Source organism: Streptomyces misionensis, from assembly GCF_007896895.1.
In the GTDB taxonomy this organism is placed as follows: domain Bacteria; phylum Actinomycetota; class Actinomycetes; order Streptomycetales; family Streptomycetaceae; genus Streptomyces; species Streptomyces misionensis_A.
Genome location: NZ_VOGW01000187.1, coordinates 200,827 through 211,670, shown reverse-complemented (window position 1 = coordinate 211,670; position 10,844 = coordinate 200,827). Strand labels below are relative to the sequence as shown.

Genomic DNA, 10,844 nt, shown 5'->3' with positions numbered 1-10,844 from the left:
GTCTCCGCCCTGGACCGGCTGGTCTCCCCGGCCGACTACGAGGACTTCGCCCGCTCCCGCGCCGGCATCGGCCGGGCCGCCGCGCGTGAACTCTTCGACGGACGGCGGCGCGTGCTCCATGTGACGGTCGCCGGCACCGACGACGTGCCGCTCGCCGAGGAAGGCCTCCGCCCGCTGCGCGGTGCCCTGACCGCGTACGGCGACCCCGACCTGCCGGTCCGGGTGGACACGCGCGAACTCGTCCTGCTGCTGGTCTCCGCCAAGGTGAAACTCGCCCCGGACCACGCCTGGGAGACGGTCGAACCCCGGCTGCGCCAGGCGCTGCTGCTCCGCCTCGGCTACGAGGGGCGGGAGCTGGGCCGGCCCGCCCGGCTCTCGGAGGTGCTCGCCACCGCCCACTCCGTGCCCGGCGTCGCATACGTGGACGTCGACGTCTTCACGGGCGTGCCCGCCTCCGCCACCCCGGACCGGCTCACCGCCCTGCTCGCCGGTCCCGGCACCCCGCAGACGTCGGTGCCCGCGCACCCGGCGGCCTACGACGAGCAGACCTACACGGTTCGCGACGCCGACGGCGAGACCCTGTCCTCGGTCTGCGCCCGCCACGGCATCCCGCTCGAGAGGCTGCTGCGCCTCAACCCGGACATCACCGACACCCGGCGCCTGGCCAAGGGCCGGACGGTGGTCGTCTTCCGCGGCATCCGCCCGGCCCAGCTCGCCATGCTGTCGGCGCGGGCCGCGGACACCCTGATCCTGACGGAGGTCAAGTGATGTCCCCCGACGCCGAACCGTGGACGCCGGCCGGCCGGCACCCCGACGGACTCGCCGAACTGCTGCCCCGCGTCCACCGGTTGCGCGACGCCGAGGAGGGCGAACCGCTGCGGGCCCTGCTCGCGGTGATCGGCGAACAACTGGACCGGGTCCGCGACGGCGTGCGGCAGGGGTACGAGGACCTGTTCGTGGAGACCGCCGCGCCCTGGGTGCTGCCCTACCTCGGCGACCTGGTCGGCTACCGCACCCTGCCCGGCTACGAGCGTGTCCTCACCACCGGCCTGCACGGCGGCGGCCGGGCGGCGCTCGCCGAGGCCGTCGCCCCCCGCCGGGACGTGGCCGCCACGGTCGCCCAACGGCGCCGCAAGGGCACCCTGCACCTGCTGGAGGAACTCTCCGCGCGGGTCGCCGACTGGCCCGCCCGCGCCGTCGAACTCTCCCGGCACGTGGCCCACACCCAGCCGGTCAGGCTGGGCGTCACCGGCCGGCGCGGGGAGCGCGGCCGGCTGCTCGACCTGAGGGACGGCTCGGCGCTCGCCGTCGCGGGCGGCCCCTTCGAGACGACCTCCCGCACCGCCGACGTACGCCGCGCCGACTCGGAGAGGACGCAGGGCGGTTGGACACCGGCCGGGGTCGGGCTCTTCGTCTGGCGGCTCAAGCCGTACGCGCTCACCGCGTCCCCGGCCTACTGCGTCGACCGCGCCCGCAACCTCTACACCTTCTCCATCCTCGGCAACGACACCCCGCTGCTCACCCGTCCGGTGCCCGAACCCTCGCCCGCGCACCTCGCCGCCGTGGACAACGTGCCCGCGTTCATCACCCGCCGGCTGCTGCACGACCGGCTCGCCGACTACTACGGCCCCGGCAAGAGCCTGTGCATCCGGCGCGACGGCGAGGACCGGCCCGTACCGCCGGAGGACATCGTCGTCGCCGACCTGTCCGACTGGCGCTACCGGCCCGGGCGGGGGCAGATCGCCGTCGACCCGGAGCTGGGCCGGATCGCGTTCGGCGCCCGCCGCGCGCCCCGCCAGGGCGTCTGGGTCGACTACCACCACGCCTTCGCCGCCGACATGGGCGGCGGCGAGTACGCGCGCCCCGACCGCGGGCCCCGCCCCGACGCAGACCTCTACCGGGTCGGGCCCGGCGAACCGTACCGGCGGATCATGGACGCCTACCGGGCCTGGCAGGACGACCGCGGCACCGGACGGACCGGCATCATCGAGATCACCCACAGCGGCGCCTACCAGGAGCAGCTGGACTTCGACCTCGACCCCGGCGACCGCCTCGAACTGCGCGCCGCCGAGGGCACCCGGCCGGTGATCCGGCTCCTCGACTGGTACAGCAACCGCCCCGACGCCCTCAACATCCGAGCCCCGCACACCGATTGCGCTCCGCACGAACGGCCGCGGATCGTCCTGGACGGCCTCCTCGTCGCCGGGCGCGGCATCAATGTCACCGGGCCCGTCGGCTCCGTCGTCGTCCGGCACTCCACGCTCGTGCCCGGCTGGTCGCTGGAGCCCGAGTGCGCGCCGCACTCGCCCGACGAACCCAGCATCGTCCTCGAACGCACCACCGCCTGCCTCCGGATCGAACACAGCATCCTCGGCACCATCGAGGTCATCGGCGACGAGGTGGGCGAGGACCCCCTCGACATCCAGCTGCGCGACAGCGTCCTGGACGCCACCGGCGACGACCGCGCCGCCCTGTCCGCCCCCGACTGCCGCCACGCGCACGCCGTGCTGCACCTGCGCCGCACCACGGTCATCGGGGAAGTCCACACGCACGCCGTGGAGTTCGCCGAGAACTCCCTGTTCACCGGCCGGCTGCGCGTGGCCCGGCGCGGCATCGGCTGCCTGCGTCACTGCTTTGTGCCGCCCGGCTCGCGCACCCCGCGCCGCCACCGCTGCCAACCCGACCTCGTCGGCGCCGAACACACCGAGACCGTACGACCGTTGTTCGCCTCGAAACGCTACGGGACGCCCTGGTACGGCCAGTTGGCCGACCGGTGCCGCGAACAGATCCGGCGCGGCGCCGATGACGGCGGTGAACTCGGCGCGTTCCACGACCTGTACCGCCCCCAGCGGGAGGACGGACTCAGGGCGCGGCTCGCCGAGTACACACCCGCGATCGCGGACGCCGGGATCTTCTTCGTGACGTGAGCGGTGCCGCCGTACGACCCACCCGCAGACCTGAGAACCAGGGGGACCCCCTTCATGCACGCCGATCTCTCCCGCGCCACCTTCCGCCCGGAGCGGCACTACTCCGCGGTCCTCGCCCAGCAGGGCCGTGTCCAGCTGGACGCCGACCTCAACGAGCAGACCGCGATCCAGCTGCACCAGGCCCGCACCCTCGCCGCCGACCTCATCGGCCGGCACGGCGGCCCCGCCGGCGCCTGCGGCTTCCGCATCGAGTACGTGGGCGGCAGGCACGACATCGACACCCTGTACATCCACGGCGGCCGCTACTACGTGGACGGCATCCTGTGCGACGCGGACCGCCCCGCGCCCGGCGTCCCCGTACCGGACGAGGACACCGAGGAACAGCGGGCCGCCGAGACGGACGCCCACTGGGACTACTGGAACCAGCCCGACGGGTTCCGCGACCCCGAGCGGCCCGGCGACCGGCTGCCCTCGCCCGCCCGGTCGCCCTTCCTCGTCTACCTCCGGGTGTGGGAGCGGGCGGTCTCCGCGGCCGAGGACCCGGCGCTGCGCGAGGTCGCCCTCGGCGCGGCGCTGCCCGACACCGCCGCCCGCGCGAAGGTCGTCTGGCAGGTGCTGCCGCTGCCCCTGAGCGCGCTGGACATCGAGGACGCCGAACCGTCCCCGGCCGCGGTCCGCGACGCCTTCGAGAAGTGGGCGAAGGCCCAGGCGGCGCCCTCCGCCCGGCTCGCCGCCCGCGGCGAACGGCCCGAGCACGCCGACGAGGACCCGTGTCTGGTCCGCCCCGACGCCCGCTACCGGGGCCCGGAGAACCAGCTGTACCGGGTGGAGATCCACGCGGGCGGCGAGGCGGCCGACGCCACCTTCAAGTGGTCCAGGGAGAACGGCTCGGTCGTCTTCCCGGTGGACGAACTGGACGGCACCTGGGTGCGGCTGGCGACCCTGGGCCTCGACTCCAAGCTCGATCTGGAGGTCGGCGACCACGTCGAAATCACCGACACCGCGTACGCGTCCCGGCTGGAGGCGCTGCCCCTGCTGCGGGTCGAGGAACTGGACCTGCCCGGCCGCCGCGTCCGCCTCTCCGCCGAGCCCGACCCGCGCGTCGGGCGCCTGCCGCACCTGCACCCGTACCTGCGCCGCTGGGACCACCGCGAAGGGCCCCGGCGCAAGGGCCGGACGAACGCCCTGAAGGGCGGTGCCGTGCCGCTCGCCGAGGGGGAGTGGCTGCCGCTGGAGGACGGCGTCGAGGTCTACTTCGCGAAGAACGGCGCCTACCGCACCGGCGACCACTGGCTGATCCCCGCCCGCACCGCCACCGGGGGCGTCGAGTGGGACACGGACGCCGCGCGCCGCCCGCTGCTGAAGGCCCCGGCGGGCATCGACCGGCACGTCGCCCCGCTGGCACTGGTCACCGGCGAGGGCAGCACCGCCGACCTGCGGCAGGCCTTCGGCGCGCTCGCCGCGGACATCCCGCCGGCCGACCGGGCGGCCCTGGACGCCGAGGCCCGCGCCGCACACGAGGAACGGACCGCCGAGGCCGGTCCCGCCGAGGGGCGCTCCCAGACCACGGCGGCGGCGGAGGCCGCCGCGGAAGGAGACGAGTGATGGCCCAGCCGATGAGCGCGGCCAAGCTGCTGGAGGTCCTGCGCGCGGAGGGCCTCACGGTCCACGAGGTGCGCGACTGGCGCCACCACAACCGCAACACCAAGGGGCCCTGGGGCCCGGTGAACGGCGTGATGATCCACCACACCGTCACCTCGGGCACCGAGAACTCCGTGAACATCTGCTACGACGGCTACTCGGGCCTGCCCGGGCCGCTGTGTCACGGGGTCATCGACAAGGACGGCCACGTCCACCTCGTCGGCAACGGCCGCGCCAACCACGCCGGGCTCGGCGACAGCGACGTGCTGCGGGCGGTCGTCAACGAGTCGAAGCTGCCCCGGGACAACCAGGCCGACATCGACGGCAACCGGCACTTCTACGGCTTCGAGTGCGTCAACCTCGGCGATGGCAAGGACCCTTGGCCCGAGGCGCAGAAGGAGGCCATCGAGAAGGTGGCCGCCGCGATCTGCCGGCACCACGGGTGGTCGGAGCGCTCCGTCATCGGCCACAAGGAGTGGCAGCCCGGCAAGCAGGACCCGCGGGGCTTCACCATGGACGGCATGCGGGGGCGCATCGCCGACCGGCTCGCGGGCGAGGGCGGCAAGGAGCCGGGCGGCCCCAAGCCCGGGCCCAAGCCCGAGTACGCGCCGTTCCCGGGCGCCGGCTTCTTCCACACGGGGCAGAAGTCGCCCCTGATCACCGCCATGGGCCGCCGCCTGGTCGCCGAGGGCTGCGGCCGCTACGAGAAGGGCCCGAGCCCGGAGTGGACCGAAGCCGACCGCACGTCCTACGCGGCCTGGCAGCACAAGCTCGGTTACCGGGGCAAGGACGCGGACGGCATCCCGGGCCGGACCAGCTGGGACAGACTGAAGGTCCCGTCGGACTGACCGGCTGACCGGCTGACCGGCTGACCGGCCCCGGGGCACCCGCGCGGACGCCGCCCGACCCGGCGTCCGCGCGGGTGCGCCGAGGCGCGGGCCGCCTGCGGGGTCACCGGCGCGGGCCCGCACGCCGACTAACCTGTGCCCATGGCCGATCCGCGTCAGCTGCGTTCCCTCGACGACGTCCGGGCCGCGGCGAACAGTGACCCGCTCCTGCTGTGGGCGGCCGGCGGTCTGCTCGACGGCGCGCGGGCCTTCTTCCTCGGCGAGGCCACGGCGGTGGCGGCCCCCGCCCTGTCCGGCCGCGACCGACTGGCCGTCACCGGTCCCGCGGGCGCCGCCGCGACCCTGGTCCGCGCGCTGCTGCCCCGGCTCGGCCCGGCCTTCCGGCCCCTCGGCGACGAGAACCTCGTCCGCGACCTCGTGACCCGCCTTCCGGAGCTGGAGTTCGTCGACGCCTTCGGCTGGATGCAGACGGAGGCCGCCACCGGCCACGGCGGCGGGCCGCGTGGCTGACCCCGTCGGAGCACCCGGACGTCGCCCGGCTGCTGGACGAGGCCTTCGCCCACTCCCATGCCCACCCCGGCCGCCCCGGCGTGCGCCGCTGGGCCGGGGTGCGCGACGACTCCGGGGCGCTGACGGCGTGCGCCGCCGACGCCTGGAGCGCGCCCGACGTCGGATTCCTCGCCGGGGTCGCCACCGCCGAGCGTGCGCGCGGGCGGGGCGCCGGCACGGCCGTGTGCGGTCTCGTCCTGGACCGTCTCGTCGCCGACCACGGCATGGCCGCGCTGATGGTCGACGGCTGGAACACCGCCGCCATCCGCCTCTACCGCCGCCTCGGGCTGTCCTGGCGGCCGCTCGCCGCCGCCCGGGTCGCGGACCCGGTCCACCGCGCCTGAGCATCCGGCGGACCGGCCCTTGGCGGACCGCTTCCCGGCTCCACTCCGAACTCCGGACGATTGGTCTGCACTTCACCTGGATCGGTCCAAGAGATGTTCAACGGATGGCTCGATCCCGGTCAAGGCGCGACACCCGAGGCCCTCGGCTCGGCCACGCTGCCTGCGGTGATCCCGCTGCGTGCCCAGGTGGTCACCACGCGATTTCGATCTTGATGGCCGGAAGCGGGCGTAGTGTTCAACAGAGCGTTGAAGCGATCCCATCTTCCCCGTCGTGCAAGGGGGTTGATGGCTCCTTCGGGTTTTTCACACAGGGAGAACAGCCATGCCTACGGCGTCTCAGGCGGTGCGGTCCACGAGCTGGAGCCCGGTCGCCGTCGGGCGGACACAGGCGCGCGGTATCGCGCAGGTCGCGCTGAGCGCGAGTCCGTGGACGGGACTGCTGTTCCTCGTCGCGCTGTTCGCCGACGACTGTCGGATCGGCGTCTTCGGACTGCTCGGCACGCTGGCGTCCACCGGGACCGCGGCGGCGCTGCGCAGCGACCGGGGCGACCGGCTGCGACAGGGCCTCGAAGGGTACTGCGGCTGCCTCGTCGGCATCGCGCTCTTCGTCCAGCTCGGCGCCTCCTGGCGGACCGCGCTGCTCGCCGTCCTCGCGGCGGCGGTCTGCTCGGTGCTGAGCGCGGCGGCCGTCCGCCTCCTGGGCCGCGTCGGGCTGCCCGTGCTGACCGCCCCGTACTGCCTCGTCGCCGGTGTCATGGCGATCGCGCTGCCCACGGCCCCGGCGGCACCCGCCGCAGCGGCCGCGCGGACCGCGGCCCCGTCCCTCGCGGACATCGGGCACGCCTTCTGCGACAACATCGGTCAGGTCTTCTTCCTCGACCGGTGGTACGCGGGTCTGATCGTGCTGGCCGGACTGCTCGTCACCTCCTGGCGGGCGGCCGGCGCCGCCGCCTGCGGCAGCGCCGTCGCGATCGTGACCGCCTGGGTCATGGGCCTGCCCGCCGACCGGCTGGGCGAGGGGCTCTACGGCTACAACGGCGTGCTCGTCGCCATCGCGCTGGCGGCGACCTTCCTGACCCTGACGCCCTGGACCGCGGGCTACGCCGTACTCGCCGTCGTGGCCTCGGTCCCCTTCACCACCGCCTGGACGGCCTTCGCCCAGCCGTCCGGCGGGTCACCCTTCACCTGGCCGTTCGTCGTGACGACCTGGCTCTTCCTGGGGGCCGCGCCGGCGATGGACCGGCCCGGCATGTCGTACGAGAAAGCGAAGTGACGCCATGAACCTCTCACCGCGCGAAATCGACAAGCTCCACGTCTATGTGGTGGCGGACCTGGCCCGGCGCCGCAGGGACCGGGGCACCAAGCTCAACTACAGCGAAGCGGCCGCGCTGATCACCGAGGCCGTGCTCGAAGCCGCCCGCGACGGACACACCGTGGCCGAGTGCATGGAACTGGGCCGCAAGGTCGTCTCCGCCGACGACGTGATGCCCGGGGTACGCGAGATGCTCACCGTCCTCCAGGTCGAGACGGCGTTCGTGGACGGAACGAAGCTGGTCACCTGCCACGACCCGATCGGCGCCTGAACCGCCGCCTGAACCACCGAGGAGACCAACGATGTCGGGTGGAGCCCACTACCTCTACGGGGACGACCCCGTGGAGATCAACTCCGGCCGGGCCAAGGTCAGTCTCACCGTCGCCAACACCGGCGACCGTGCTGTCCAGATCGGCTCGCACTACCACTTCTTCGAGGCCAACCGCGCGCTGCGGTTCGACCGCGAGGCCGCGTACGGCATGCACCTGGACATCCCGTCCGGCACCGCCGTGCGCTTCGAACCCGGCGACACCCGCGAGGTCGAGCTGTGCGCCTTCGGCGGCACCCGGCGGCTCGTCGGCTTCGCCGGACTCGTCAACGGCGGCCTGAACGCCGACGACACCCGCCGGTCCGCGGTGCGCCGCGCGGCGCACCGGGGATTCGCCACCACAGGCGACAGCACCGACACCGAGAACGAGGGAGCCGAGCACTGATGGCGATCATCCCGCGCCGGCAGTACACCGACCTGTTCGGCCCCACCGTGGGCGACCGGTTCCACCTGGCCGACACCAACCTGGTCGTGGAGGTCGAGTACGACCACAACGCCGGCTCCTACGGCGACGAGGCCGTCTACGGCGGAGGCAAGGCCATCCGGGACGGCATGGGACAGGACCCCGCCGCGCTGAACCGCGAGGGCGCCCTCGACCTGGTGATCACCAACGTCGTCGTCATCGATCCGGTCCTGGGCGTCGTCAAGGGCGACATCGGCGTCCGCGACGGCCTGATCGTCGGCGTCGGCAAGGCCGGCAACCCCCATGTGCAGAACGGGGTGGACCCGAAGCTGGTCATCGGGCCCGGCACCGAGGTGATCTCCGGCGAGCACCTGATCGCCACCGCGGGCGGCATCGACAGCCACATCCACTTCATCTCGCCCCAGCAGGCCCAGGAGGGCCTGTCCAACGGCATCACCACCTTCTTCGGCGGCGGCACCGGACCGACCGACGGCACCAACGGCACCACCTGCACCCCCGGCCCGTGGAACATCCACCGGATGCTGGAGGCCGCCGAGGACCTGCCGGTCAACGTCGGCCTGCTCGGCAAGGGCAACGGCAGCCTGCCCGGGGCGCTGCGCGAGCAGGTCGACGCGGGCGTGGCGGGCCTGAAGGTGCACGAGGACTGGGGCGCCACCCCCGCCGCCATCGACAACGCGCTGCGGATCGCCGACGAGTACGACGTCCAGCTGGCCATCCACACCGACACCCTCAACGAGGGCGGCTTCTTCGAGGACACGCTGTCCGCGATCGATGGCCGGACCATCCACACCTTCCACACCGAGGGCGCGGGCGGCGGTCACGCACCCGACATCATGCGGGTCTCCGGCGAGCCCAACGTGCTGCCGGCCTCGACCAACCCCACCCTGCCGTACACCATCAACTCGGTGGACGAGCTGCTGGACATGGTGATGGTCTGCCACCACCTGTCCCGCAACATCCCCGAGGACGTGTCGTTCGCCGACAGCCGGGTGCGGGCCGAGACCATCGCGGCCGAGACGGTGCTGCACGACCTCGGCGTGATCAGCATCTTCTCCTCCGACTCCCAGGCCATGGGCCGGGTCGGCGAGACCTTCGCCCGCGCCTTCCAGACCGCGCACCACTGCAAGGAGATGCGCGGCACGCTGGCCGAGGACAGCTCCCGCAACGACAACGCGCGCGTCCTGCGCTACCTCGCGAAGCTCACCATCAACCCCGCGATCGCGGTGGGCGCCGCCGATGTGATCGGCTCGCTGGAGCCCGGCAAACTCGCCGACATCGTGCTCTGGCCGATCCACTCCTTCGCCGCCAAGCCCAAGCTGGTCATCAAGGGCGGCATGGTGAACTGGGCGCTGATGGGCGACCCCAACGCCTCCCTGCCGACGCCCCAGCCGGTCTACTACCGGCCGATGTTCGGCACGTACGGCCGGGCCCGGCAGCGCACCTCGGTCACCTTCATGTCCCAGGCGTCCATCGCCGCCGGCGTCCCCGGCGAGCTGGGCCTGGGACGCCGGATCGAGCCGGTGCGGCGCTGCCGGACCATCGGCAAGCAGCACATGGTCCGCAACGACGCGCTGCCGCGCATCGAGGTGGACCCGGAGACCTACAAGGTCACCGTGGACGGCGAGCCCGCCACCATCGAGCCCGCCGAACGCCTCCCGCTCAACCAGCTCTTCTACATCGTCTGACCCGCCCGGCACCGGTCCCGGGGCGCTCCCGCGCCCCGCGGCCGGCCCGCGGCGGGCGCCCATCCGGCAGGAACGGAGACCCGGCGTGAACGACCCGATGCCGACCCAGGCGCTGCTGACCGGGCTCCAGCTCACGGACTCGGCCTTCCCCAGCGGCTACTACACCCTCTCGCACGGTCTGGAGGGCTTCCAGCAGGCCCGCGCGGTCACCCCGCGGACTCTGCCCGCCCTCCTGCACGACCTGCTCCGGCACAGCGCGGGACCGGCCGACGCGACCGCCCTCGCCCTCACCCACCGCGCGGTCGGGGCGCAGGACTGGGAGCAAGTGGTCGCGGTGGAGCGGCGGTTGTACGCCACCAAGCTGGGCCGGGAGGCCCGGCAGGCCGTCGTCCGCACCGGCCGCCAGCTGCTCGACCTGGCCGGCGAGGTCTACGGCACCCCACCGATCGAGCACTACCGGACCCTGTACCGCGCGGGCACGGTGCGCGGCTGCCAGCCGGTCGTCGCCGGCGTCGTCCACGCGGCGGCCGGGCTCACCACCAGGCAGGCGGTCACCTGCGAGCTGTTCGCCTTCGCGGCCAGCCTCGTGGGGGCCGCCCTGCGCCTGCGGCTCACCGACCACCGCCGGGCCCAGGTCGTGCTGCACGGCGCCGCCCCGGTGATCGAGGAGACCGTCGAGGCGGCCCTGCGCCGGGAGCTGCCCGATCTGGGCGGCTGCGTGCCCGTCGCGGACGTGATGGCCGGCCGGCACGAACGCGCGGAGGCCCGGCTCTTCGCGAGCTAGGA

11 protein-coding genes are annotated in these 10,844 nt (G+C 73.7%); all 11 read left to right on the top strand.

The window, feature by feature from the left end; genetic code table 11:
• A partial coding sequence (locus FRZ03_RS40765) for a LysM peptidoglycan-binding domain-containing protein (protein WP_398661724.1) occupies positions 1–768 on the top strand: 768 nt, incomplete at its 5' end.
• On the top strand, positions 768–2,927 hold the full coding sequence (locus FRZ03_RS33585) for a hypothetical protein (protein WP_146468829.1): 2,160 nt from the start codon (positions 768–770) through the stop codon (positions 2,925–2,927). The genes FRZ03_RS40765 and FRZ03_RS33585, both read left to right, overlap by 1 nt.
• A 54-nt stretch (positions 2,928–2,981) precedes the next feature.
• Positions 2,982–4,532, top strand: a complete 1,551-nt coding sequence (locus FRZ03_RS33580; RefSeq protein WP_146468828.1) for a DUF6519 domain-containing protein — start codon at positions 2,982–2,984, stop codon at positions 4,530–4,532.
• Positions 4,532–5,416, top strand: a complete 885-nt coding sequence (locus FRZ03_RS33575) for a peptidoglycan-binding protein (RefSeq protein ID WP_146468827.1) — start codon at positions 4,532–4,534, stop codon at positions 5,414–5,416. The genes FRZ03_RS33580 and FRZ03_RS33575 overlap by 1 nt, the downstream gene beginning before the upstream one ends.
• A 141-nt stretch (positions 5,417–5,557) precedes the next feature.
• Positions 5,558–5,926 (top strand): hypothetical protein, encoded by a 369-nt coding sequence (locus FRZ03_RS40760; protein WP_261399454.1) that lies wholly within the window; start codon positions 5,558–5,560, stop codon positions 5,924–5,926.
• Between the two features lie 98 nt (positions 5,927–6,024).
• Positions 6,025–6,309 (top strand): GNAT family N-acetyltransferase, encoded by a 285-nt coding sequence (locus FRZ03_RS40755; RefSeq protein WP_261399453.1) that lies wholly within the window; start codon positions 6,025–6,027, stop codon positions 6,307–6,309.
• Between the two features lie 322 nt (positions 6,310–6,631).
• Positions 6,632–7,582 carry an urea transporter gene (locus tag FRZ03_RS33565; RefSeq protein ID WP_146468826.1) on the top strand — a complete coding sequence of 317 codons (951 nt, stop codon included), beginning with the start codon at positions 6,632–6,634 and terminating at the stop codon, positions 7,580–7,582.
• 4 nt (positions 7,583–7,586) lie between these two features.
• On the top strand, positions 7,587–7,892 hold the full coding sequence (locus FRZ03_RS33560; protein WP_146468825.1) for an urease subunit gamma: 306 nt from the start codon (positions 7,587–7,589) through the stop codon (positions 7,890–7,892).
• A 31-nt stretch (positions 7,893–7,923) separates the two neighbouring features.
• Positions 7,924–8,334: an urease subunit beta gene (locus tag FRZ03_RS33555; RefSeq protein WP_146468824.1), complete on the top strand. Its 411-nt coding sequence runs from the start codon at positions 7,924–7,926 to the stop codon at positions 8,332–8,334.
• On the top strand, positions 8,334–10,058 hold the full coding sequence (gene ureC / locus FRZ03_RS33550; protein WP_146468823.1) for an urease subunit alpha: 1,725 nt from the start codon (positions 8,334–8,336) through the stop codon (positions 10,056–10,058). The genes FRZ03_RS33555 and ureC overlap by 1 nt, the downstream gene beginning before the upstream one ends.
• Before the next feature lie 97 nt (positions 10,059–10,155).
• On the top strand, positions 10,156–10,842 hold the full coding sequence (locus tag FRZ03_RS33545) for an urease accessory protein UreF (RefSeq protein WP_146468861.1): 687 nt from the start codon (positions 10,156–10,158) through the stop codon (positions 10,840–10,842).
• Positions 10,843–10,844 lie beyond the last annotated feature (2 nt).

Coding starts and splice junctions, on each gene's coding strand:
- FRZ03_RS33585 (WP_146468829.1), top strand. CDS start 768: ATGTCCCCCGACGCCGAACCGTGGACGCCGGCCGGCCGGCACCCCGAC.
- FRZ03_RS33580 (WP_146468828.1), top strand. CDS start 2,982: ATGCACGCCGATCTCTCCCGCGCCACCTTCCGCCCGGAGCGGCACTAC.
- FRZ03_RS33575 (WP_146468827.1), top strand. CDS start 4,532: ATGGCCCAGCCGATGAGCGCGGCCAAGCTGCTGGAGGTCCTGCGCGCG.
- FRZ03_RS40760 (WP_261399454.1), top strand. CDS start 5,558: ATGGCCGATCCGCGTCAGCTGCGTTCCCTCGACGACGTCCGGGCCGCG.
- FRZ03_RS33565 (WP_146468826.1), top strand. CDS start 6,632: ATGCCTACGGCGTCTCAGGCGGTGCGGTCCACGAGCTGGAGCCCGGTC.
- FRZ03_RS33560 (WP_146468825.1), top strand. CDS start 7,587: ATGAACCTCTCACCGCGCGAAATCGACAAGCTCCACGTCTATGTGGTG.
- FRZ03_RS33555 (WP_146468824.1), top strand. CDS start 7,924: ATGTCGGGTGGAGCCCACTACCTCTACGGGGACGACCCCGTGGAGATC.
- ureC (WP_146468823.1), top strand. CDS start 8,334: ATGGCGATCATCCCGCGCCGGCAGTACACCGACCTGTTCGGCCCCACC.
- FRZ03_RS33545 (WP_146468861.1), top strand. CDS start 10,156: ATGCCGACCCAGGCGCTGCTGACCGGGCTCCAGCTCACGGACTCGGCC.